Source organism: Pseudomonas sp. CCI1.1 (assembly GCF_034348165.1).
Classification (GTDB): domain Bacteria; phylum Pseudomonadota; class Gammaproteobacteria; order Pseudomonadales; family Pseudomonadaceae; genus Aquipseudomonas; species Aquipseudomonas paracarnis.
The window spans coordinates 4,933,146-4,957,628 of sequence record NZ_CP133780.1; the positions used below are offsets into that span (position 1 = coordinate 4,933,146).

The window sequence follows — 24,483 nt, forward strand, 5'->3', positions numbered from 1 at the left end:
GATGCGATGAAAGGTGTGAAGTATGGGCAGCCAGCAAGGTATTCTGAAATTAAATATAAACATGCCAATCAGTGGCAAACACAATGGTGATGACGTTGTTCGATCCCGTGTTGTTGCGCAGCTTTGTCGCCGTGGTGGACTGCGGCAATTTCACCCGCGCCGCCGAGCGACTGCACTTGACCCAGTCCACCGTCAGCCAACAAATCCGCCGCCTGGAAGACGCAGTGGCGTGTCAGTTACTCGACCGCGACCAGCGCCGGGTAGTGGCCACCGCCGAGGGTGAGCGCCTGCTCGCGTATGCGCGCCGCATCCTCGCGCTGCACGAAGAAGCCGCCGATGTGCTGATCAACCAGCAAAGCGACGGCGTGTTGCGCCTCGGCGTGCCGGAGGACTTTGCCGCCGAGCGCCTGATGCCGCTGCTTTCGGCATTTGTCGTTGCTTATCCACGGGTGCGACTGGAAGTCACCAGCGGGCTGGGCCCTGAATTGCAGCGCCAGTACCGGGGCGGTGAGTTCGATGTGTTGCTGGTCAAGCAGATGGGCGACAGCGACGACTGTGTGGCGTCGTGGCCGGAGCCCTTGTACTGGGTCGACAGCCTGAGCACTCCGGCCCTGGGCCGCGACCCGCTGCCGCTGGTGGCTTTCCCCGTAGGCGGCCTGTATCGCAACGACATGCTGCACCATCTGGAACGGGCCGGCTGGCGTTGGCGCATCGGCTATTCCAGCGCCAGCCTGGCCAGCGTTTGTTCGGCGGTGGCGGCAGGCTTGGGCATCAGTTTATTGCCCGAACGGGTATTGCAACCGGGCCATCGCATACTCGGCCCAGAGAGTGGCTTGCCGCCTGTTCATGGCGTGCGATTGGCCCTGTATGGCCGCAGTGGTCTGGGCGCAGCGGGCCAGAGTTTGCTGGGTGAATTGCTGGCCTTGTGCAGTGGAAACCCGCACTGAGCCCATACCTTTGCCGAATATTTTGTATGCCTTTAAGGCATTGAAAGACAACGGCTTGAAGCCAGGCCACGGGCTACGTGGCTTTGGCGTGATCGGCTGTTTTGTTTATGTGTTTTTGTTCTATGTATAACTTTAAAGATTACTTTAAGAGATAAGTGTCTGGCCCCGATGATTCAGCCCACGACGGGCCTTCGCTGGCCCGTCGGTTTTTCAAAACCGTAGGGAGTGAATCAATGGGCAATGTCCAGACCGCCGCCAGTGCACCCGAGGCGCAGTGGCGCCCGGCACCGAGTGGTGAGTTGGTCGACCTTGGCCGGCCGCATCACGCGCCGTTGGGGCAATTGCGCCTGCAGAAGACCCCGAAGCGTTTTTCCAGCCGCCGCGAGGGGGTTTTGCTCGGGTTGCTGGTGTTGGCGCTGCACGGTGCAGTGATCTATTGGGTGAGCCAGAAACCCACGCCGGTGCTGCCGATTGTGCCGCCGGAAATTCCACCGATGACCATCGAATTTTCCCAGCCGGCGCCGCCGGTGGTTGAACCGCCACCGCCTGTACCGCCACCACCGCCTGTGGTCGAACCACCGCCGCCGGTGGTGGATGAGTTGGCGGCCAAGCCGGCGCCGCCCAAACCCGTTGCGAAACCCAAACCCAAGCCCGTGCCTAAACCTGAGCCTAAGCCGGCCCCCAAGGCCGTCGAGCAGCCACCTGCACCACCGACGCCAGCGCCACCTGCACCGCCCGCACCCGCGGCGCCAGCGCCGGTGACGCCTGCTTCGGCCAACGCCGCGTACCTGAAGAACCCGGCGCCGGAATACCCGTCACTGGCTCAGCGTCGCGGTTGGGAAGGTACGGTGTTGCTGCGGGTGCAGGTGCTGGCCAGTGGTAAACCGGGTGAGATCCAGGTGCAAAAAAGCAGTGGTCGCCAGCAGTTGGATGACGCGGCATTGGCGGCGGTGAAGCGCTGGAGTTTCGTGCCTGCCAAGCAGGGCGATGTGGCCCAGAACGGCTGGGTGAGCGTGCCCATCGATTTCAAGATTCATTAATTATTCAGCGGCGCAGAGGGAAAACATCATGGCATTGGCATCTCCACTTGAATCCATCGAAAGCGCGGTGATCTGGCTGCTGGTGGCCTTTTCGGTCGCCACTTGGGGCCTGGCCTTGCTCAAGGGCGTGCAGTTCGGTCGCCTCAAGGCCCAGGATCGCAAGTTTCACAAACAGTTCTGGGCGGCATCGAGCCTCGACTCGGCCGCCGAACTCGCCGAAACCCAGCCTGGCGCCGCCGCCCGTGTAGCCCAGGCCGGCTATGCCGCGATCCAGGTGGGCGATACTACCCACGCTGCGGATTTGAGCCAGGCGATCAATCACCAGGACCGCCTCGAACGCGCCCTGCGCCAGCAAATCGTGCGTGAGCGTCGCTCCCTGGAAACCGGCCTGGCTGTGGTCGCCAGTATCGGCAGCACCTCGCCGTTTATCGGCCTGTTTGGCACCGTGTGGGGGATCATGGAAGCGCTCAAGGGGATCAGTGCTGCCGGGTCCGCCAGCCTGGAAACCGTGGCGGGGCCCATCGGCGCGGCATTGGTGGCGACCGGCGTGGGGATCGCCGTCGCGGTGCCTGCGGTGTTGGTTTACAACTACTTCCTGCGTCGCCTGAAGCTGACGGCGGCAGACCTGGATGACTTTGCCCACGACTTCTACAGCCTGGCGCAGAAAAACGCGTTCCGCGTGCTGCTGCACCCGACGTTGGCCAAGGCCAACGCCGGCAGCCCGCAGAAAGTGAAGGAGGCATCCTGAATGGCCTTCTCCACGCAAGACAGCGATGAGGTGCTGAGCGAGATCAATGTCACGCCGCTGGTGGATGTGATGCTGGTGCTGCTGGTGGTGTTTATCGTCACCGCGCCGCTATTGACCAACTCCATCCCGATCAACCTGCCCAAAACCCAGGCCGTAGCGCCGGTTGAGCAGAAAGACCCGTTGGTGGTGAGCATCGACGGCGCGGGCAAACTGTTTATCAACAAGGACGCAATCCAGCCGGACCTGTTGGAATTCAACCTGCAGGCGGCCAAGGCCAAGGACCCCGACGTGCGGGTGCAACTGCAGGCCGACGATGGAGTGAACTACGGCGAAGTGGCGCGAGCCATGGCGTCGATCGAGCGCGCAGGCATTACCAAATTGTCGGTGATTACTGCACGTTAGTTTCAAAGAGCCGCGACACGTTTTTGGGCCGTTTCCTTGGCAGGGTGCGGCCCTTTTTTTATTGGAAGCCTGAATTCAACACATAAGTGCAACGCTCACCCCTGTATGCACTTCGTACGGCGTCTTCCAGCCCAAGCGCTTGCGCGGGCGTAGATTGATCCTCGCTACTGTCCGATTGACGGCTTCGACGGTCAGCTTGCTGAAGTCGCTGCCCTTGGGGAAATACTGGCGGAGCAGACCGTTGGTGTTTTCATTGGTGCCACGTTGCCAGGATGAATAGGGGTCTGCAAAAAAGACCTGGCACTGGCTCCGTAGCGCGATGCGTTCATGCCCGGCAAACTCCCTTCCGTTATCCAGCGTCAGCGTGTGAGCGGCATGGCCCTGAAGCATCAGATTGATCGCCCGCGTTACCTGCCGGCGCGTTCTGCGCTTGACCGGATAGGCGCTCAGATAGCCGCTTTTGCGATCAACCAGGGTCACCAGGTTACCGCCCAGTCCATGTACCGTATCGCCCTCCCAGTCCCCCAGGCGCTCGCGGCTTTCGACCTCGGCTGGGCGTTCACTGATTGACACGCGATTACGCAGCTGCCCGCGCCGATCGTGGCTTCCATAGCGTTTCCGGTAGCGCTTTCGGCGATGTCGCAGATAGGTATAAAGCTCACCACCGGCGCGCTGTTCGGCGGCAATGAACCGATAAATCCACTCATGGCTGACCGCCCGGCTTGGCTGCTCCTGCTTCAACCGCTGGGCGATCTGCTCCGGACTCATGCCATGCTTGAGCCACACCGGGAGATGATGGCTGAGCCATGTCGCCGGCTTGCAAAACTTGCGCGCACCCGCTCGACGAGCATCACTTTCATGGGCCGCAGAAACAGCCTTGTAGATATTCTGGGTGCTGTTGCGGCGAACCTCGCGACTGATCGTCGAGGGATGCACGCCGACCCGCTTTGCAATGCTCGCCTGGCTCTCTGCGGCGCTCAAGCCAGCCTCAATCTGGTAACGTTGTCCCTGAGTCAGCTGCCGGTAATGCGTAGTCATCTGCGCTTGAATCCTTCGGTGTGAGAGCCTGGATTCTACCGGTGGCTGGCTCTCTGCCTCTCGTTTCAAGCGTTGCGCTTATTCTATGAATTCAGGAAGGGTATAGCGTTAGTAAAGGAAAAGAATTCACACGTTTTTGAATGTTTCTGAGCGTGCAATTCATGACCGTATGATTATTCTGGCTGGCGCATGGAAAGTTTCGATAAATGGAGAATTTATAGAATGGTACGTTTTCCGATTCGTTTGGTAGATACATTCGTCAGCCCGCAACAACCGGTTTCTCAGCCCGATGAAAAAAAACCTGTCGCTTTTTCTGGGCCGTCCGATAGGCCTGGCCCACGGCATCCGTTAGGGCAAAGTTTATCTTTGAATCGCGCCGGTTATCAGCACATTAACGCACCCAATGCCGGGCCCAAGGTATTGAAGCCAAATCCTGTAATAGATGCTTATATCAGTACGCATGCGTCTGATTTTATGTCTCCTGAAAAAGAGATTGCCACTATTTTGTCCGCGAAGATAAAACAACAGTGGGGCATTGAAGTTGATCCTGATAAAACGTATCTGGTGACGTTCAAGGATAATGGCGATGACGAAAAGGATGTTGTGGAAAAAATAACGCTGACCCAGGCGGCTTTGAAAAACAGGCAAGATGTTACGATTGAAGATAATGAGGGCTGGTTTCGAAAAATCGCCAAGTATTTTTCGCCGGCAGTGTATGTTTACAACAAAATTGACGGCTGGGTGCAGGAAGCAGGCAGTCGCCAAGCTATTTACCGGGAACCGAGTTCTCCGGGCTCTGCGCTCTACAGTGCGGCCACTGAGGTGCCCATTCCGGTTGAAGATTTCAAAGCCTTGGTCTGGGATACAGACCGCACCCAACTTTACAAGAATACGCTTGATGGATTCTGGGACAAACACAGCGCCTCGTATGCATCGTTGAGTAAAATATCCTTTGTTAAAGCGATCAATCTACAGCGGCTGGAAGGAACACTTGGACCGGTTGAGGCGGCACTCGCTCAGCGTGCGTTGGGGGCGGTTGCGCAAAAGGATTGGTCCGAGCTGACGGTTCAGGATTTTACCAAGCCTGCCGTCAAGGATCCGAATCTGGAGATCGGCTTGCTGAGCATCAACGGCTTGCAGTCGACCGACTTGATGTGTGTGACCGATCGGAAAACCCAGCTGACGTTGCTATACATCCCTGGCAATTCCTCACCTATTCATCGGTTCGATAATCCGCAGCAAATGAAAACATGGCTGGCGGGGCAGGCGTCAGACCCCGTTAAGCGCGAATCGCTGCTGACGCACTTTTCTCTCAAGGATCAAGCTGACAAGTCGTTTTCAGACGGTGTACGTCAGTCTCTGGAAGGGATGGGAAATTGGTCGGACGCGCAGGCGTCGGGTAATGCTTTCCTTAAAGGGCTCAACGGCTGGGTGCCGGACCGGTTTATCACAGTGGATCAGCTGCAGGGCGACCCTTTCGAAGCAGTCAAGGTTCGACAAAAGGCCCGATCTTATTCGGACGCGGATAATGCGATCGTCAGTGATGGGGACTACACCAAGAACAAAGTGCTGCAAGGGGTGGAAGAGGCCACCAAAGTCGCCATGTTCATGACGCCCCTGGCCCTGGTCATGCCGGAAGTCGCAATAGGCCTGGATGTTTTCTTCCTGGCAGCCGGGGGCGCCGAGGCCGGTATTGGTATTGATGATGCCATCAAAGGAAAATCGACCGGTGCGGACCGAATTGTTTTTGGGGTATTGAACGCTGCTCCGCCGTTAGCCACTCATGCGGGGGCGCCGCTGGCGAAAGTGATAACAGAAAGGTTTGCCAGCGGGGGCGTCGCAGCCGGAGCGGATGCTGCAGCCCAGGCCTCTACTCAAGTGACTGAACAAGGGCGCCCATTCTTCAATCCGCCACGGCGAATCAATGGGCAGATTGGTTATCCGATGAGCCCTGTTTCGCCCCCGAAACTCCATGAGGCGTTCACAGTCCCCATGGACGATGTCCATCAAATGGTCTCGAAAGACTACATGATTTTCGTCGATCGATACGGCACTAAAGTGACGTATGACGTAGAGGCCCGCCTATGGCGTGGGGTCAGCGAAAACGGTCGAGTGAATGACGTGTTTTATTGGCGTAAAGGCCAAGAAAACTGGATGAGTGGTACAAAAGCTGAAGCGATCGAAGGGAATAAAAATGCACCGGCCTCAATGATAAATAAGACATTGAAGTTACCGAGACTGCCATCGTTACCCTCCGGCGCCACTGAGGTGCCCAAGGTTATCCACTATTTTTGGGCTGGCAATGAGATGCCAGAGAACTTGCTCAACAATATTGTTGAGAACTCCAGGAAAAGTCCGGGCTATAAGTCGATCGTTCATGTAGATGCCAATAATGCGAGTGTTTTTCAAAAGATAAAGTCTGCATTGGATCACAAAGTAGGCGGTCTGGAAGTGCATGATTTGCAGGCAGATGAGGCTTTCAGGGAGCTGAAGGCTGGCAAGTATGGGGAAATGTATCAGTACTTTCGTGCCGGCCAAGGGCAAAATCTAGCGGCCTCATCGGATGTGATGCGCGTTGCATTGCTTAAGAAGTACGGTGGAATATATCTGGATGCGGACGATACACTGACTTTCAATGTGGGAAACGTCACGTTGAAAGCCACACCGAACGATATCCTGATGAATTCGCCAGTGACTTATGAACCAGCAGACTTCAGTGGTTTCAATACCAGTAATTTCGCCAGTCATGCCGATAATCCTTTGCTGGATGAGATCCTGGAAGAGGCCTATGAGCGCTATAAGGCCAATGAGGAGTGGTTGAAAAGTAATCGTGCTTTCCTGAGTGACAGTTCGACAGCCGCCGAACAGCACGCTTATAAAGAATACGAGAAGAAAATTTTTGAAATCACCGGGCCGAAAATGTTTGGGGATGTATTGGCACAAAAGGAGTATGGGTTTTTCGCGGTAGTTGAAGAGGTGACAGAACTGTTGAACGCTTGTCTTTTACTTCCCAAGGACTATGGTGCCAACTATATGAGCGCGCGAGATTATTACATGCCGATGAATCATAAGTTCGGGGTCTCCATTGGCTCAGAGCAGTCTATGCATCATTCCCGCTGATTGGTAAAACAAACCTGGTGTCGATTGCAGTCGCTGAGGAGCGGGTTTATCCGCCTCAGCGACTGGCTTCAGTGACGGCGATCGCCTCGGATGAGGATAACGTGACCTGATGTCGAAAATGCAATTTGGTTATTAATAAATTCCTTTTTATTCCTTATTTGATTGTTGGGTCGCCCCTATACTGGTCAGCAACGTTAAACGCTGCAGGAGGGCACACCCATGCACAGCGAGTCGATTCGTTATCTGATCGTGCCGGGCTGGCAAGGATCGCCAGAAGATCATTGGCAAACCCATTGGCAGAACAGCCTGCCCAACAGCGCCCGCGTGGAACAGGCCGATTGGCTGACACCGCGTCGCGAGGATTGGGTCGCCGCACTGGCCGAGGCCATCGCTGCCGACAGCACGCCGGTCATCCTGATCGCTCATAGCTTGGGTTGCATCACCGTGGCCCACTGGGCCGCCACTGCCCCCGTGCACTTCTTGCGGCAGGTACGCGGCGCGTTGCTGGTGGCACCGGCGGATGTCGAGCGCCCTGCGTGTGCCCCTGCACTGCGCAATTTCGCACCTATTCCAACTGACCTGCTGCCATTTCCCAGCCAGGTGGTCAGCTCCGACAACGACAGTGCCGTGAGCGCCCCCAGGGCTCTGGAACTGGCGCGTCAGTGGGGCGCCGAAGCCGGCATCTTGGCGGGCGCCGGGCATATCAATGTGAAGTCCGGCCACCGCCGCTGGGAGCAAGGGTTTGCTTACCTCTATCGCCTGCAACATCGCCTCGAGCACCATGCTCGGCGCAGCGCCTAATATTTTTTCAACGCCCCGTCCCTGTGTGGATTGGGGCGGGAGCCTGCCATGAGTCTGCATGAAACCTTCGGCCAGCCGCTGCTGACCTTTCCAGATGCTGAAAAAAGCCCGTTGAGCATCCGCGCCAAGGCGCTGGTGTTCGTCGACCCACGCTCACGCCAACTGCGTGAAGAGTTGGAAAGCCTTGCGCCGCGCGCCTTACCCGTATTGATTCGAGGAGAAACCGGCAGCGGTAAAGAGTTGCTGGCGCGGCACATCCACCGTGGCAGTGACCGTACAGGCCTGTTTGTCTCGGTCAACTGTGGCGCCATCAGCCCCACCTATGCGGATGCCGAGTTGTTTGGCTATGCCGCCGGCAGTCACAGTGGCGCGGCGAGCAGCCGCGCGGGCTGGTTTGGCTCGGCCAATGGCGGCACCTTGTACCTGGATGAAATTGGTGACTTGCCGCTGCCGATCCAGGTGAAATTGCTCGCGGCCCTGGAAAACCACGAAGTCACCCGCGTCGGTGCCCACCAGCCCAGCCCGGTGGATGTGCGCCTAGTGGCCGCGACCAGCATCGACCTGGCCCAGGCCGTGGCCGTGGGCAAGTTTCATGAGCGTCTGTTCCATTATTTGAGTGAGGGCCGGTTGGACCTGCCGGCGTTGCGCGAGCGGGTGGGGGATATCTTGTCTCTGGCCGAATATTTCCTCGGCATCTACAGCCAGCGCCTGGACCTTCCGGTGCCACTGATCAGCGACGCCGCCCAGCAGGTGCTGGAACACCACACGTGGCCGGGCAATACGCGAGAATTGGAAAACGTTATTCACTTTGCCTTGCTGGTGAGCAGCGGCGATGAAATCTTGCCCGAGCATTTGAACCTACCGACGGCAGGCTCACCGCTGGAGCAAGTACGACGAATTTTGGCCAGCGCCAGCCCGGCCGAGACGGAATCGGTGCGTAAATTCCTGTATGAACAAAATGGAATATCAACGTGAATAAAAGATATTGTTCGGGAATAAAAAATCTAGGTATTGTCCCTTCCACGCCGCGATAGCACTTCGCTGGCACCTCACATAAAAACGGTCGTTAGAAGGACATTGCATGAAAAAGGTTCTGTTGTTTACCGCTCTGGCGGCTGCCCTGACAGCTGGCTTTGCCCAGGCCAACGAGAAACTGGTGGTGGCCGCTACGCCGATCCCGCACGCCGAAATCCTCGAGCTGATCAAGCCGACCCTGGCCAAGGAAGGTGTGGACCTGCAGATCAAAGTCTTTACCGACTACGTACAGCCGAACGTGCAGGTCGCTGAGAAACGCCTGGACGCCAACTATTTCCAGACCCTGCCGTACCTGGAAAACTTCAACAAGGGCAAGGGCACCAACCTGATTACCGTGGTGGGCGTGCACGTTGAACCCTTCGGCGGCTACTCGAAAAAGATCAAGAAAATCGAAGATCTGAAAGACGGGGCCACCGTGGCTATCCCGAACGAAGGCTCCAACAGCGGCCGCGCTTTGTTGTTGCTGCAAAAGGCTGGTGTGATCACCCTCAAAGACCCGACAAACGCCCTGGCCACGCCGAAAGACATCGCCAGCAACCCGAAGAACCTGAAGTTCAAAGAGCTGGAATCGGCCCTGCTGCCACGGGTGCTGGACCAGGTTGACCTCGACCTGATCAACACCAACTACGCCCTGGAAGCTGGCCTGAACCCGGCCAAGGACGCGCTGATCATCGAAGACGCCAAGTCGCCGTACGTGAATTTCCTGGTGGCGCGCCCGGACAACAAGGACAGCGATGCTATCCAGAAGTTGGCCAAGGCCCTGACCAGCCCGGAAGTCAAAGCTTTCATCGAGAAGAAGTACAACGGCGCGGTGGTGCCAGCGTTCTGATGTAAGCCAAAACCCCCTTCAAGGTTTCAACGCCGACGGCTCCTACAGCGTCGGCGTTTTTTTATCTGAAATACAGTCAAAACTGTGGGAGCTGGCTTGCTCGTTCCCACGCTCCGCGTGGGAACGTCTCCTGTGACGCTCTGCGTCACGACTTTAGAGCGGACGCCGAGCGTCCTGGGCTGCATTCCCACGCAGAGCGTGGGAACGATCGACAGCTCCCACAGAGGTTAGGTTTTTGGGTGATATCAATATGCTATTTCGGTATTTAAACTTTGATTTTTATACCTTTAAAGTTCGCGCTAGCTGACGTTATCCACGTCGGCACGGACTGCGCTCGCGGCATTACCCATGCGGCGATATGGACTGCACATGACCTTCGATTTCGCTTTTATCCTCAGCACCCTGCCGGCGTTTCTCAAGGCCGTGGGTGTGACGCTGCAAGTCGGCCTGATCGCCATTGCCACGTCCTTGCTGGTGGCGCTGATCAACGCTGCGCTGCTGGTGTTTCGTACGCCTTACCTGTCGCGCCTGGTGGCGCTCTATGTGGAGCTGGCGCGTAACACGCCGCTGTTGATCCAACTGTTCTTCGTCTACTTCGCGCTGCCGGCCCTGGGTTTCAATATTTCCGGGTTCTGGGCGGCGATCATCACCATGACCTTTCTGGGCGGCGCCTACCTCACCGAGGTGCTGCGCGCCGGTGTGGAAGCGGTGCCGCAAGCGCAAATCGAGTCGGGCAAGTCCATTGGCCTGTCCGACTGGCAACTGTTGCGCCATGTGATCCTGCCCCAGGCCGGCATCCTCAGCCTGCCGGCGCTGTTCGCCAACTTCATTTTTCTGCTCAAGGAAACCACCGTGGTGTCGGCGGTGGCGGTGCCGGAGATTCTCTATACCACCAAGAGCTATATCGCCCTCTACTATAAAACCTACGAAATGCTCGCTGTGCTGACGCTGATTTGCGTGCTGTTGTTCTTGCCGTTGTCGCTGTTGCTCAGCCGCCTGGAAAGGAGGCTCCAGCATGGCCAGTTCGGGTCTTGAGTTGCTCTGGGTGTCGTTGCCGCAACTGGGCAAGGGCGCTGCGCAAACCCTGTCAATTTCGTTTTTGAGCATCGGCTTCAGCACGGTTGGCGGCGTGCTCTACGGCGTGCTGCGCACTTTGAATAACAAGGCGATCAACGGCGTGTTGCGGGTCTACCTGGAACTGTTCCGCGCCATTCCGGTGCTGGTGTGGTTGTACCTGCTGTTTTTTGGCGTGCCGATCTTCTTCGGCCTGAGCATCCCGAGTTTCTGGTGCGCGGTGCTGGTGCTGTCGTTGTGGGGCGCCAGCGAGGTGGGCGAAGTGGTGCGTGGCGCGCTGCATTCGCTGCCCCGTGGCCAACGCGAAGCAGGCTTGTCGATTGGCCTGTCCGACCCGCAGTTGTACGGCTACGTACTGCTGCCCCAGGCCCTCAGGCGCATGACGCCGCCGACCATCAACGTGTACACGCGCATCATCAAGACCAGCTCCCTGGCGGTGCTGATCGGCGTGGTGGATGTGATCAAGGTCGGCCAGCAAATCATCGAGCGCACCTACGAGTCGGTATTGATCTACGGTGCGCTGTTCCTGTTTTTCTTCTTTATCTGCTACCCGTTGTCGGCCGCCTCCAAGCTGCTGGAACGGCGCTGGGCCCAAGCATGAGCGCATTGATCGAGTTCCAGGGTTTCAACAAATTCTTCGGCGAGGCGCAGGTGCTCAAGGGCATCGACCTGAGCGTGCAGCGCGGCGAAGTGGTGGTGATCTTAGGCCCCAGCGGCTGTGGCAAAAGCACCTTGTTGCGCTGCCTCAATGGGCTGGAAATCGCGCACAGCGGCAGCCTGCGCTTTGCCGGCAAAGAGCTGCTGGATAAAACCACCGACTGGCGCCAGGTACGCCAGGACATTGGCATGGTGTTCCAGAGCTACCACCTGTTCCCGCACATGAGCGTGCTCGACAACATCCTGCTCGGCCCGCTGAAAGTGCAAAAGCGCGACCCGCGTGAAGCCCGTGAGCAGGCGGAAAAATTGCTGGAGCGCGTGGGCCTTGCCGACAAGCGCGACGCCTTCCCACGCCAGCTTTCCGGTGGCCAGCAACAACGCATCGCCATCGTCCGCTCGTTGTGCATGAACCCTCAGGTCATGCTGTTTGACGAAGTCACCGCGGCCCTCGACCCGGAGATGGTCAAGGAAGTGCTGGAAGTGATCCAGGACTTGGCCCGCGATGGCATGACCCTGCTGATCGTCACCCACGAAATGGCCTTCGCCCGCGCCGTCGCCGACCGCGTGGTGTTCATGGAGGCCGGTCGCATCCTCGAACACAACACCCCCGAGGCATTCTTTACGAACCCGCAGACCGCACGCGCGCAGCAGTTCCTGGAGAAGTTCTCCTTTGTTTCAACACTGCCCAAAAAGATCAAGGAACTGGAGCTGATATGAAAAAGTTACTGCTGCCACTGTTTGCCGTCGCCTTGCTGGCCGGCTGCGATAAAAAGGCCGAAGAGCCGGTAAAACCTGCGGCTGTGAGCTACATCGACAAAATCAAAGCGCGGGACAAGCTGATTGTCGGCGTGTTTACCGATAAACCGCCATTCGGCTTTGTGGACGAAGCGGGTCGTTATGTCGGCTTCGATACCGACATCGGCCGGCAATTCGCCAAGGACCTGCTGGGCGATGAAAACAAGGTGGAGTTTGTCGCCGTGGAACCGGCCAGCCGCATTCCCTTCCTGCAAAGCGACAAGGTCGACCTGATTCTCGCCAACATGACCGTGACGCCTGAACGCAAGGACGCGGTGGACTTCACCAACCCCAATCTGAAAGTGGCGGTGCAGGCTCTGGTGCCGAATGACAGCGCCGTCAAAAGCCTGGATGACCTGGCAACCCGCACGACCATCGTCACCACCGGCACCACGGCGGATATCTGGCTGACCAAGAACCATCCGGACTGGAAGCTGCTCAAGTTCGAGAAGAACTCCGAGTCGCTGCAGGCGCTGTCGGCTGGCCGTGGGGATGCCTATGCGCAAGACAACCTGGTGCTGTTCAGTTGGGCCAAGCAGAACCCTGGCTACCGCGTGCTGGAAGAGAAGCTCGGTGATGAAGCACCCATTGCCCCGGCGGTGAAGAAGGGCAATATCGAGCTGCGTGACTGGGTGAACGCTGAGCTGGCGAAGTTGGGGGAGGAGAAATTCCTGCTCAAGCTTTATGACCAATATGTGCGTAAAGAGCTGAGCGATGACACCAAGCCTGAGAGTGTGATTGTTGAAGGCGGTAAGTGGCAGGGCTGAGATAGCTATCGCAGGCAAGCCAGCTCCCACCTTTGAATGTATTCACACATCAAAATGTGGGAGGGGGCTTGCCCCCGGTGAGGCCAGTGCAGTCACCGCCTACTCCGGCCAATGCCAGGCCGGCCCATCCAGCATCCCTTGCCCCACAATTCGCGTTTCCCCCAACACCTTCTCCAACACAATCGAGTTACACCCCTCATCCTGCTGCAACGCCGCAATCAAGCGGCTGGCATGGCTCACCACCCATACCTGGCACTGCTTCGACGCCTGGATAATCAAGCGGGCCAGTGCCGGCAACAGGTCCGGATGCAAGCTGGTCTCCGGCTCGTTCAGCACCATCATGGTCGGTGGCCGAGGGGTCAGCAGCGCGGCGATCAGCAGCAGGTAGCGCAGGGTGCCGTCCGACAGCTCCGCCGCCGACAACGGTCGCAGCAAGCCTTCCTGATAGAACTCGATGGCAAAGCGTCCGCCCTGCAACGGTTCAATGTGCAGACGCGCGCCCGGAAATGCATCGCTCACGGCGCGTTGCAGCGCCTCGGGATCGCCAATCTCGCGGATGGTCTGCAACGCGGCCGCCAGATCGCGGCCGTCGTGGTGCAACACCGGCGTGCGCGTGCCCAACTGTGGCTGGCGCACTGGCGCGTCCACGTCGCTGCGAAAGTGATCGTAAAAGCGCCAGCCACGAATGCTTTCACGCAACAGCAGCACTTCCGGCGAGCCACGCAGGCTGCCGACCTGATCGAACAGGCTGTGGTAGTTCGGTGTGTGATGCGCCAGCACATCCCACGCACGGCCTTCGCGGGCACGCACCATCGGCCCTGAGCGCTGCACCAGCAGGCTGGCCGGACGGTAGACGTGGCCGGCCCAGATGCACTCCTTTTTTACTTCGGGGTCCAGTTTGAAGGCCGAGAGGGTTTTTTCGGGTAAGCCCAAAGAGATCGCGTAGCTGAAATCCTCTGCGGCAAACCCCAGGCGCAGGCGTTTGACGCCCTGGCGCACAGTAGATTCGACCGGTACTTCGCGATTGCGCATGCGCCGGCTGATGGTTTCCGGCCCGGCCCAGAAGGTCGAATCCAGCCCGCCTTCGCGGGCCAGCGCATTGATCACCCCGCCCTGGGCGGTTTCGGCCAATAGGCGCAGGGCGCGATACAGGTTGGATTTGCCGCTGCCATTGGGCCCGGTCACCAGGTTCAGCCGGTCCAGGGGCACCACCAATTTGTTGATCGAGCGGTAATTGGCCACCGCGAGGGTTTTAAGCATGTGTAATTAGTCAGCATGGGAACCATTGGAGTATGGGATCCTCCATGCAGATAAGGAACCCTGATCTAAGCTCACAGTCGCATACACACTTGAACGTCGGCATCACGCAAAAGGAGCCTGCATGGGCGGTCGCACCTCGACATTTATTTTCAGCCTTGGCCTCCTGGCGCTGCTCAGCGGCTGTGGCCAGGACAAAGCCGAGCCCAAGCAGCATTCGCGGGTATTCGTGCAAACCGTGCAGTCAGCGGATTTTGCCGCGGCGGTCACGCTGACCGGCGATATCCAGGCGCGCGTGCAAACCGATCTGTCCTTTCGCGTGGGTGGCAAGATCATCCAGCGCATGGTCGACGTAGGCGACCGCGTCACGGCCAGGCAAGTCTTGGCCAAGCTCGACCCCAAGGACCTGCAAACCAACGTCGATTCGGCCCAGGCCCAGGTTGTGGCCGAGCAGGCGCGGGTCAAGCAGACCGCCGCCGCCTTCGTGCGCCAGGAAAAACTCTTGCCCAAAGGCTATACCAGCCGCAGCGAATACGACGCCGCCCAGGCCGCGCTGCGCAGCAGTCAAAGTGCCCTGGCCGCTGCCCAGGCGCAGTTGGCCAATGCACGCGAACAGTTGGGCTACACCGCGTTGATCGCCGATGCCCCGGGGATCATCACGGCTCGCCAAGCCGAAGTCGGCCAAGTGGTACAAGCCACCGTGCCGATCTTCAGCCTGGCCCGCGATGGCGAGCGTGACGCCGTGTTCAACGTGTATGAGTCCCTGCTGGTGGAGCCGCCCCCCGACGCGCCGATTACGGTGAGCCTGCTGGACAACCCGAGCATCAAGGCCGTGGGCAAAGTCCGCGAAGTCACGCCCGCCGTGGCCGCCAATACCGGCACTGTCCAGGTGAAGATCGCCCTGCAAAGCCTGCCCAAGGGTATGGAGCTGGGGTCGGTGGTGAGTGCCACCGCCAATGGCCCGGCCAAGGCGAGCATCGAGCTGCCTTGGTCGGCCCTGACCAAAGACCTCAGCGAGCCGGCCGTGTGGCTGGTGGACGGTGAAGGCAAGGTGCAGTTGCACAAGGTCACCGTGGCGCGCTACCTCACCGGCAAAGTGATCATCGGCGAGGGTCTCAAAGGCGGTGAAAAAGTCGTGATAGCCGGTGGGCAATTGCTGCACCCCGGCATGGTCGTCGAGATCGCCCAACCCGGAGCGCAGCCATGAAGCAATTGACGCTCATTGTCGCCGCCAGCCTGTTGCTGATGGCCTGCTCCAAGGAAGAGGCGCCGCCCGAACCCTTACGCCCGGTGCTGTCCATGGAAGTGAGGGCCGAAGACCAGGAAAACCTGGGTCGTTTCGCCGGCACCATCCAGGCCCGCTATGAAAGCAACCTGGGTTTCCGTGTGCCCGGCCGCATCGCCCGTCGCGCCGTGGATGTCGGCGCCGAGGTGGAGAAGGGCGCCTTGCTCGCCGTGCTTGACCCCACCGACCAGCAGAACCAATTACGCGCTGCCCAGGGCGACCTGGCGCGCGTACAGGCGCAGTTCATCAACGCCCAGGCCAACGCTCGGCGGCAACAGGAACTGTTCAACCGTGGCGTCGGCGCCCAGGCTCAGCTGGATGTGGCCCAGACCGACCTGAAAACCACCCAGGCGACCCTTGACCAGGCCCGTGCCTCGGTCAACCAGGCCAAGGACCAACTCAACTACGCCGAACTGCGCACCGACCATGCCGGCATCGTCACTGCCTGGAACGCTGAGGCCGGCCAAGTGGTCAGCGCCGGCCAGCAGGTGGTGACCCTGGCCCGTCCGGACATCAAGGAAGCGGTGATCGACCTGCCCGCCGGCCTGGCTGAACGCTTGCCTGCCGATGTGGTGTTCCTGGTCGCCGGGCAACTGGACCCCAGCGTGCACACCACCGCCGTGGTGCGTGAGATCGAGCCTCAGGCCCAAAGCGCCACGCGCACCCGTCGCGCACGCCTGAGCCTGGCCGAAACCCCGCCCGCGTTCCGCCTGGGCACGGCAATCAGCGTGACGTTGAGCACCGCCATCGCCCCGCGTATCGAACTGCCCCTGAGCGCCTTGCAGGAAGTGGACGGCAAGACCCGTATCTGGCTGCTCGACACCCAGAGCCAGACCGTGCAACCCCGCGAGGTCACGGTTATCAGCCGTGATGCCCGCAGCGCCTTGCTCAATGGCAGCGTCAAACCCGGCGAGCGCATTGTCACCGCCGGCGTGAACAGCCTGAAACCTGGGCAAAAAGTCAAAATCGACGAGGACAGCCCGCGATGAAAGGGAGCTTCAACTTATCCGACTGGGCCCTCAAGCATCAGTCCTTCGTCTGGTACCTGATGTTCGTCGCGCTGCTGATGGGCGTGTTCTCGTACATGAACCTGGGCCGTGAAGAAGACCCGTCGTTCACCATCAAGACCATGGTGATCCAGACCCGCTGGCCGGGCGCGACCCAGGAAGAAACCCTCAAGCAGGTCACCGACCGTATTGAGAAAAAACTCGAGGAACTCGACTCTCTCGACTATGTGAAAAGCTACACCCGGCCCGGCGAGTCCACGGTGTTCGTGTTCCTCAAGGACACCACCAGTGCCAAGGCCATCCCGGAGATCTGGTACCAGGTCCGCAAAAAGATCGATGACATTCGTGGGACCTTCCCCCAGGGCTTGCAGGGGCCATCGTTCAACGATGAGTTCGGTGACGTGTTCGGCTCGGTGTATGCCTTTACCGGCGATGGCCTGTCGATGCGCCAGTTGCGTGACTACGTGGAACAGGTGCGCGCCGAAATCCGCTCGGTGCCAGGGCTGGGCAAGGTCGAGATGATCGGCCAGCAGGACGAAGTGATTTACCTGAATTTCTCCACGCGCAAACTCGCGGCCCTGGGGATTGATCAGCGCCAGGTCGTGCAAAGCCTGCAATCGCAAAACGCCGTGACCCCCGCCGGGGTGATCGAGGCCGGGCCGGAACGCATCTCCGTGCGCACCTCCGGGCAGTTCGCCTCGGAGAAAGACCTGGCCAACGTCAACCTGCGCCTCAATGACCGTTTCTACCGGCTGGCGGATATTGCCGACATCAGCCGTGGTTATGTGGACCCGGCGCGGCCGATGTTTCGCTTCAACGGCAAACCGGCGATTGGCTTGGCCATCGCCATGCAGAAGGGCGGCAATATCCAGTCGTTCGGTAAGGCCCTGCACGGGCGCATGGACGAGCTGACCGCCGACCTGCCGGTGGGCGTCGGCGTGCACAAGGTGTCCGACCAGGCCGAAGTGGTGGAAGAGGCGGTCGGCGGCTTCACCAGCGCATTGTTCGAGGCGGTGATCATCGTGCTGGTGGTGAGCTTTATCAGCCTCGGCATGCGCGCCGGGTTGGTGGTGGCGTGCTCGATTCCGTTGGTGCTGGCGCTGGTATTCGTGTTCATGGAATACAGCGGCATCACCATGCAGCGCGTGTCGCTGGGCGCGTTGATCATCGCCCTCGGCCTGCTGGTGGATGACGCGATGATCACGGTGGAGATGATGATCACGCGCCTGGAAAAAGGCGAAACCAAGGAACAGGCGGCGACTTACGCCTATACCTCCACGGCGTTCCCGATGCTCACCGGCACGCTGGTGACCGTGGCCGGTTTCGTGCCGATTGGCCTCAACGCCAGTTCGGCAGGCGAGTACACCTTTACCCTGTTCGCGGTGATTGCCGTGGCGATGCTGGTGTCGTGGGTGGTGGCGGTGCTGTTTGCGCCGGTGATCGGCGTGCATATCCTCAGCGCCAATGTGAAACCGCACAACGCCGAGCCAGGGCGCATTGGCCGTGCCTTCAATGGCGGCATGCTGTGGGCCATGCGCAACCGCTGGTGGGCGATTGGCATCACCGTGGCGCTGTTCGTGGCCTCGGTATTTTCCATGCAATTTGTGCAGAACCAGTTCTTCCCGTCGTCGGACCGTCCGGAAATTCTCGTCGACCTGAACCTGCCGCAAAACGCCTCGATCAACGAGACGCGCAAGGCGGTAGACCGCCTCGAAGCGATCATCAAGGACGACCCGGATATCGCCCGTTGGAGCACCTACATCGGCCAGGGCGCGATTCGTTTCTACCTGCCGCTGGACCAGCAACTGGAGAACCCGTACTACGCGCAGCTGGTGATTGTGAGCAAGGGCCTGGAAGAGCGTGGCGCCCTGATCGCTCGATTGCAGAAACGCTTGCGCGATGATTTTGTCGGTATCGGCAGCTACGTGCAGCCGCTGGAAATGGGCCCGCCGGTCGGGCGGCCGATCCAGTACCGCGTCTCTGGTAAAGACACCGATCAGGTGCGCAAGCACGCCATTGAACTGGCGACCTTGCTGGATCAGAACACCCACCTGGGCGAGATCATCTACGACTGGAACGAGCCGGGCAAAGTGCTGCGCGTCGACATCGCCCAGGACAAGGCGCGGCAACTGGGGCTTTCGTCGGAAGACGTGGCGCAGTTGATGAACAGCGTGGTCAGCGGCGCGGCGGTGACCCAGGTGCACGACGATATCTACCTGATCAACGTGGTCGGCCGCGCCGAGGATGCCGAGCGCGGTACGCCGGAAACCTTGCAGAATCTGCAGATTGTTACGCCCAATGGCACCTCGATTCCATTGCTGGCCTTTGCCACGGTGCGTTACGAACTGGAGCAGCCGCTGGTGTGGCGTCGTGACCGCAAGCCGACGATTACCATCAAGGCCGCGGTGCGCGATGAGATGCAGCCGACCGACCTGGTCAAGCAGTTGGCGCCGACCATCGAGAAATTCAACGAAGGCTTGCCGGTGGGCTACAAAGTCGCCACCGGCGGTACCGTGGAAGAAAGTGGCAAGGCCCAGGGCCCGATTGCCAGCGTGGTGCCGTTGATGTTGTTCCTGATGGCCACGTTCCTGATGATTCAGTTGCACAGCGTGCAGAAGATGTTCCTGGTGGCCAGCGTTGCGCCACTGGGGCTGATCGGCGTGGTGCTGGCGTTGATCCCCACGGGCACGCCCATGGGCTTTGTGGCGATCCTGGGGATCCTGGCGCTGATCGGCATCATCATCCGCAACTCGGTGATTCTGGTCACACAGATCCACGAGTACGAAGAGGCCGGCTACACGCCGTGGGACGCGGTGGTGGAAGCGACCGAACACCGGCGTCGGCCGATTCTGCTGACGGCCGCCGCCGCGAGCCTGGGCATGATCCCGATTGCGCGGGAAGTGTTCTGGGGGCCGATGGCCTACGCGATGATTGGCGGGATCATCATTGCGACGTTACTGACGTTGCTGTTTCTGCCGGCGCTGTATGTGGCCTGGTACAAGATCCGCGAGCCGAAACACGAACATCAGCCACAACAGGATTAACACTGAGAGAGGGGGCTGCCGGTTAAGCGCAAACCCCCTGTGGGAGCGGGCTTGCCCGCGAAGGCGGTGTATCAGTCGCTGCATCTGTGACTCAACTGTCGCTTTCGCAGGCAAGCCAGCTCCCACATTTGGATCTTCATTCTGGTTGAGACTGTGTGAAGTTTCTGAAAAATCCCCCTGTCGTCCTGGCTCGCTACTGCATGTTGTACCCTCTGGTCCTCATTCCAAACCCAGGTCGATACTCATGCAGTGCCTGCGTTTCACCTTGCTGTTTTGCGCGTTGCTCCTTGCACCGTCTGCCTTCGCCGCCACCGTACTGGAAAATGCCTTGTGGCGCGTCGAACTCGACCCCGCCACCCTGGCGCTGCGCGTGACACCCGCAGGCCAGGCTTCAGTGCAGGCATCCAGTGGTGTGGCCTCGCATGCCGTCAGCCAATTGCAGAACACGCCTGATCAAGCCACTTGGCAATGGGACAACGGCGCCTATCGCCTGACCGCCCGCCTGCAACAGCGCGACCTGGCCTTGACCATCAACGCCCGCGAGCCCGGTGAGCTGGCCCTGCTGCGTCAGCCTGCCGAGGCCATGGGGCGAGGGTTGATCTGGCCCTTGGCCGAGGGGCATTACGTGCCTGCCGGCAATGCCATCTGGAAGACGTTTCTGCTGGAGCGGGGCGAGTTCAATACCACCCAAGACCTGAGCCTGCCGCTGTGGGGCGTGGATCACGGTGGCTTCACCTTGAGCTGGCTGTTGACCAACCCCTACAACAACCGCCTGCAATGGCAAGCCGACGGCAACGGCCTGGCGCTCTCCGCGGCCCATGAATTCACCTCGCTGGCGCCTGATGCGCCGATGACGCTGCGGCTGTACCTGGGCGATGCCGACCCATTGGCTGGTGCCAAGCGCTACCGCCAGTGGCTGCTGGAGCAGGGCCGCTATGAGCCGTTGGCGGACAAACTGCGGCAAACACCCGAAGCCCAGAAACTGCTGGGCGCCAGCCATGTGTACCTCTGGGACAATGGCCTGCTGGCTTTGGGCGATGTGCGTGATTGGCCAAGACTGATCCAACGGCTGCGCAGCCATGAACTCAAGAGCCTGATGGACAAAGAGAGCGCACAGCTGCTGGCGCAGTCCGCTGCACTGAATCGCTATGAACAAACCGTGCTCCTGCGCGGCCTCAACGCGGCGATCAACACCAAGGCCCGGCAGGCCTGGCAAGTGCAAGAGCCAGACATGACCCGCCTTGCCGCCCGTTATGGTGAGCTGCGCAGTGAACTGGCCGTGGACTTTACGGGAGCCTTGAGTGACAGCCCGCAGACCTGGGGCAGTAGCACCATTCAAACCCTGCGCGACGCCGGGCTGCAGCGTCTGCTGCTGACCTTGGGCGAAGGTTGGGAGGGTGGCCTCTGGCATCCCGAAGCGATTCGCGCGGGGGTGGAAGCCGGTTTTCTGATGGCGCCTTACGACTCCTACGAAACGGCCCTGTCCGCCACGGAAAACCCCGATTGGACCACTGCCCACCTGGGCGCCAAGGCCTACCGCGACTGCGCGATCGTGTTGAAAGACGGCAAGCTGAAAACCGGTTTCCAGAAGTCCGGCCACTACACGGATCCACGTTGTGTGCGGCCGCTGCTGGAGGCACGGGTGAAGGCAGTACACGCCAAGGCTGGCTTCAATGCCTGGTTTCTCGATGCCTACGCCACCAGCATGTTGTTCGACAGCTATCGCAGCAACGCCAGCATGACTCAGGCACAAAACGCCGAAGGCAATATCGATGCTTCCCGCTGGATCAATACCGTGCCGAAGCTGGTCACAGGCTCCGAAGACGGCAACGCGATCACTGCCCAAGGCATCCTGTTTGCCCACGGCATGCAGACCCCGGTGATCGGCTGGGGTGACCGCGAGATGACCCAGGACCCGCAGTCGCCGTACTTCGTAGGCAACTGGTACCCCACGGAGCAACCGGCGGTGTTCTTCAAATCGGTGCCGTTGAAGGAGCCGTTTCGCACGCTGTATTTCGAACCGACGATGCGCGTGCCGTTGTATCAGGCGGTGTTCCACGGCTCGGTGATCACCACCCATCATTGGCTGTTCGACAGCCTCAAACTGAGCAATGTGCAGGGCGACAATGAGCTGACCCAACTGCTCTACAACGTGCCGCCGCTGTACCACCTCAGTGCGGCGACGCTCAAGGCGCGGCTGCCGATTGTTCAGCGCCAGGACCGCTTTTTCCGGCCGTTGCACCAGCGCCTGGCAACCCAGGAAATGACGGATTTCCGCTGGCTGACGGTGGACAAGCAGCTGCAGCAAACCACCTTCGCAGACGGGACGCGGTTGGTGGCGAATTTCTCGGCGGTGGATAAACAGGGGTATGCCGGGCGCAGTGTGACGGTGCTTGTGGAGGGGGAGGAGCCGGTGGTGTATCAGGTGAAATAACGCTGCCCGTTACGGCGCCATCGCGGGCAAGCCCGGCTCCCACAAGGGAATGCATTCCAAAGGTGGGAGCCGGTGGTGTATCAGGTGAAATAACGCTGCCCGTTACGGCGTCATCGCGGGCAAGCCCGGCTCCCACAGGGTAATGCATTCCAAAGGTGGGAGCCGGTGGTGTATCAGGTGAAATAACGCTGCCCGTTACGGCGTCATCGCGGGCAAGCCCGGCTCCCACAAGGGAATGCATTCCAAAGGTGGGAGCTGGCTTGCCTGCGATGAGGCAGGTACAGGCGATGCAGCACTAAATCTTACGCCATACACTCGCCAACCAAGGCTGCTGTTCCCGCGGCAACCCGGCCGGCCGGTAGTAGTGCTCCAACTCTTCAAACCCGGCTGCGGTCAGCAAGGCCCGCCAGGCCTGCAGATCGTGATAAGAGCCATACCTCGGCCCATTCCAGCCCTCCTGGTTCTCGCCCCGAGGGTTCGAGCTGAACAGCACGCCCCCAGGCTTCAACGCGCCGTGCAGCTCTTTGAGCACTCGGGGCAACTCCTGCTTGGGAATATGAAACAGCACCGCATTGGCAAACACGCCATCGAAGCGGTCGGCGGGCAGGTCCAGCTTGAGAAAGTCCTGCTGCAGCACCTCACAGCCGCTGTCTTCGCGGGCCATCTGCGCAAAACGTTCGGAGCCATCCAGGCCCACGGCGATATGCCCCATGCGCGTAAACGTCTGCAAATCCCGCCCTGGCCCACAGCCGAAATCCAGCACAGTGAACGGCGGCGTGCCCTGGATATGCCGCAGCAGCGCGTCGATGTTCTGGCTCACATCGTGATCGCGGGTGCCTTCACGGAAGTCTTCGGCCACCTTGTTGTAATGGCCCAGGGTGGTGGAGGTGATCTGGTTGAGGTCGTCGGGAGCAAGTTTCATGGCATGGCGCACGGCTGCGGCTGAGGTGGCTGGACTATACCCCGGCCCACTCTTGAGTTGAAAACCGTGTATCCGCTGTAGGGCACTTCACGGCAGTCGCAGTGCGCGCATCCGACAGACCGCCACGGGAAATTATGGGTAAGATTTGGCCCTCATTTGCAGAGGGTTATACATCCATGGAAGAGGAAAAACGTCCCACCGTTGGCAACCACACCGCGCCGAACAAGGTCGACCAATACGCCACGAGATTGAGCAATGGGCTGTTCTGGCTCAATGAGCGTGCCTGGCCGCTGACGGTGGGGATTCTCTCGGTGGCAGGCCTGTACCTGTACCAGTACATCCAGATGGAAAAGGTGCCGCTGAGTATCTTGTCGGCGTCGGCGTTCACCGCATTGCCAGCGATGTTCGCCATGTTGGTATTTGTGATCGGCATGATGGGTGCATCGATCCTGGTGCCCACGTTCATCTTGTTCACACGCCTGAACGGCACAGGTGTGCGTCTGAGTGATCAACTCAATCTCAGCCCGCAGTCGCCGCAAGAGACGGCCCAGCACAGGAGGTTACTGGGACATTGGGCGGCCAGCCTGTTGGTGATGTTTGTGTTCTGGATGTCCGCCGTATACCTGTCCGTGAACGCCGAAAGTGGGTTTTTGCTGACGTTCAGTTGGATCGTAGCGATCATGGCGGCGGTAGTGGCCTATGTCGGCATCATTATTCGTGCGCGCCCCGCCCATGTTGCCCTGCGTGAGTTGTCCGGCGAGTTCTGGCTGGCCAGTGCTGGCGCCGGGGTGGTTCAAATGGTGGTCATTCTGATGGTGACGGTGCCGGTCTCCCGCGCCTTCAGCGAGTACTCCGACAGCGCCGTGTTCTTTGCGCCGTTCATGGCTGCCGAAATGGCCGTGTTGTTCCTGATCCAGGGAAGCGCCGCCTGCCTGGTGGTGCGTATGCGCGTCCAGAAAAACCCGGTGGCGTTCGCCTCATTGGTGGCCTTTGCGCTCATCGTTTTACTCGGGCTGATCCCGGCGAGTGGGGCCAAGTTGGGCGGCCTGCCGCTGCAAGGATCCGCCTCGGGAGGGCGCGTTTGTACGTTGATGACCTGGACGGCGCAGGCCCAGGTTCCCGGCGCGCTGGTAGACGCCGACAACCCCAAGCGCAGCGTAAAACTGCGAGTGATGGCCGACTCGGATGGCAGCTATATCGTGCGGCCCTGGCAGGCCAAGGAAAAAACCATCACCTTCGTGCCCCGTGCCAGTGTTGCCCAACTGGATGAGTGCCCGTGAC

General features: G+C 59.8%; 20 protein-coding genes. 17 read left to right on the forward strand and 3 right to left on the reverse strand.

Translation table 11 applies throughout. The features are described from left to right. Positions 1-95 precede the first annotated feature (95 nt). The 4 genes from RHM69_RS22340 to RHM69_RS22355 all read left to right on the forward strand — a co-directional run bounded on the left by RHM69_RS22340 (position 96) and on the right by RHM69_RS22355 (position 3,137). The gene (locus tag RHM69_RS22340) at positions 96-947 is read left to right on the forward strand and encodes a LysR family transcriptional regulator (RefSeq protein ID WP_005783745.1); all 852 of its coding nucleotides are present in this window, start codon (positions 96-98) and stop codon (positions 945-947) included. 233 nt (positions 948-1,180) lie between these two features. After that, a complete protein-coding gene (locus tag RHM69_RS22345; protein ID WP_058410256.1) occupies positions 1,181-1,987 on the forward strand; it encodes an energy transducer TonB in 807 nt (268 codons plus the stop codon). 25 nt (positions 1,988-2,012) lie between these two features. After that, positions 2,013-2,735, forward strand: coding sequence for a MotA/TolQ/ExbB proton channel family protein (locus RHM69_RS22350; RefSeq protein WP_122301147.1), 723 nt, complete (start codon positions 2,013-2,015; stop codon positions 2,733-2,735). Beyond that, positions 2,736-3,137, forward strand: a complete 402-nt coding sequence (locus RHM69_RS22355) for an ExbD/TolR family protein (protein WP_014716440.1) — start codon at positions 2,736-2,738, stop codon at positions 3,135-3,137. A gap of 75 nt (positions 3,138-3,212) precedes the next feature. Here the strand turns inward: RHM69_RS22355 and RHM69_RS22360 are convergent, their stop codons facing one another. Beyond that, entirely contained in the window at positions 3,213-4,175 is a 963-nt protein-coding gene (locus tag RHM69_RS22360) for an IS30-like element ISPpu17 family transposase (RefSeq protein ID WP_004577240.1), read from the reverse strand. Positions 4,176-4,364: 189 nt separating this feature from the next. Here RHM69_RS22360 and RHM69_RS22365 point away from each other — a divergent pair, with 189 nt between their 5' ends. The 8 genes from RHM69_RS22365 to RHM69_RS22400 all read left to right on the forward strand — a co-directional run bounded on the left by RHM69_RS22365 (position 4,365) and on the right by RHM69_RS22400 (position 13,253). Further along, complete coding sequence (locus RHM69_RS22365) at positions 4,365-7,295, forward strand: glycosyltransferase family 32 protein (protein WP_234451973.1); 2,931 nt, start codon at positions 4,365-4,367, stop codon at positions 7,293-7,295. Positions 7,296-7,514: 219 nt separating this feature from the next. Further along, entirely contained in the window at positions 7,515-8,096 is a 582-nt protein-coding gene (locus RHM69_RS22370; RefSeq protein WP_014716442.1) for an alpha/beta hydrolase, read from the forward strand. Positions 8,097-8,144: 48 nt separating this feature from the next. Then, positions 8,145-9,071, forward strand: a complete 927-nt coding sequence (locus RHM69_RS22375; protein WP_014716443.1) for a sigma 54-interacting transcriptional regulator — start codon at positions 8,145-8,147, stop codon at positions 9,069-9,071. Between the two features lie 106 nt (positions 9,072-9,177). Continuing rightward, positions 9,178-9,960: a MetQ/NlpA family ABC transporter substrate-binding protein gene (locus RHM69_RS22380; protein ID WP_003187613.1), complete on the forward strand. Its 783-nt coding sequence runs from the start codon at positions 9,178-9,180 to the stop codon at positions 9,958-9,960. 369 nt (positions 9,961-10,329) lie between these two features. Continuing rightward, the gene (locus RHM69_RS22385; RefSeq protein ID WP_014716444.1) at positions 10,330-10,995 is read left to right on the forward strand and encodes an amino acid ABC transporter permease; all 666 of its coding nucleotides are present in this window, start codon (positions 10,330-10,332) and stop codon (positions 10,993-10,995) included. Further along, positions 10,976-11,635 (forward strand): amino acid ABC transporter permease, encoded by a 660-nt coding sequence (locus RHM69_RS22390; RefSeq protein ID WP_020302224.1) that lies wholly within the window; start codon positions 10,976-10,978, stop codon positions 11,633-11,635. Before RHM69_RS22385 ends, RHM69_RS22390 begins: the two co-directional genes overlap by 20 nt. Next, a complete protein-coding gene (locus tag RHM69_RS22395; RefSeq protein ID WP_014716446.1) occupies positions 11,632-12,408 on the forward strand; it encodes an amino acid ABC transporter ATP-binding protein in 777 nt (258 codons plus the stop codon). The genes RHM69_RS22390 and RHM69_RS22395 overlap by 4 nt, the downstream gene beginning before the upstream one ends. Further along, positions 12,405-13,253 carry a transporter substrate-binding domain-containing protein gene (locus tag RHM69_RS22400; protein ID WP_014716447.1) on the forward strand — a complete coding sequence of 283 codons (849 nt, stop codon included), beginning with the start codon at positions 12,405-12,407 and terminating at the stop codon, positions 13,251-13,253. Before RHM69_RS22395 ends, RHM69_RS22400 begins: the two co-directional genes overlap by 4 nt. Before the next feature lie 99 nt (positions 13,254-13,352). Here the strand turns inward: RHM69_RS22400 and RHM69_RS22405 are convergent, their stop codons facing one another. Further along, on the reverse strand, positions 13,353-14,513 hold the full coding sequence (locus tag RHM69_RS22405; protein WP_014716448.1) for an AAA family ATPase: 1,161 nt from the start codon (positions 14,511-14,513) through the stop codon (positions 13,353-13,355). A 121-nt stretch (positions 14,514-14,634) separates the two neighbouring features. Here RHM69_RS22405 and RHM69_RS22410 point away from each other — a divergent pair, with 121 nt between their 5' ends. The 4 genes from RHM69_RS22410 (at position 14,635) to RHM69_RS22425 (ending at position 22,280) form a co-directional block, all read left to right on the forward strand. After that, complete coding sequence (locus RHM69_RS22410) at positions 14,635-15,717, forward strand: efflux RND transporter periplasmic adaptor subunit (protein ID WP_014716449.1); 1,083 nt, start codon at positions 14,635-14,637, stop codon at positions 15,715-15,717. Next, positions 15,714-16,784: an efflux RND transporter periplasmic adaptor subunit gene (locus tag RHM69_RS22415; RefSeq protein ID WP_014716450.1), complete on the forward strand. Its 1,071-nt coding sequence runs from the start codon at positions 15,714-15,716 to the stop codon at positions 16,782-16,784. The genes RHM69_RS22410 and RHM69_RS22415 overlap by 4 nt, the downstream gene beginning before the upstream one ends. After that, positions 16,781-19,846 carry an efflux RND transporter permease subunit gene (locus tag RHM69_RS22420; protein ID WP_014716451.1) on the forward strand — a complete coding sequence of 1,022 codons (3,066 nt, stop codon included), beginning with the start codon at positions 16,781-16,783 and terminating at the stop codon, positions 19,844-19,846. The genes RHM69_RS22415 and RHM69_RS22420 overlap by 4 nt, the downstream gene beginning before the upstream one ends. Positions 19,847-20,090: 244 nt before the next feature. After that, complete coding sequence (locus RHM69_RS22425; protein WP_014716452.1) at positions 20,091-22,280, forward strand: glycoside hydrolase; 2,190 nt, start codon at positions 20,091-20,093, stop codon at positions 22,278-22,280. 295 nt (positions 22,281-22,575) lie between these two features. Here RHM69_RS22425 and RHM69_RS22430 read toward each other — a convergent pair whose 3' ends face one another. Continuing rightward, positions 22,576-23,202, reverse strand: coding sequence for a class I SAM-dependent methyltransferase (locus tag RHM69_RS22430; RefSeq protein WP_014716453.1), 627 nt, complete (start codon positions 23,200-23,202; stop codon positions 22,576-22,578). Positions 23,203-23,378: 176 nt separating this feature from the next. On the opposite strand from RHM69_RS22430, the gene RHM69_RS22435 reads away from it, so the two are divergent. Then, positions 23,379-24,482 (forward strand): hypothetical protein, encoded by a 1,104-nt coding sequence (locus RHM69_RS22435; RefSeq protein WP_014716454.1) that lies wholly within the window; start codon positions 23,379-23,381, stop codon positions 24,480-24,482. Position 24,483 lies beyond the last annotated feature (1 nt).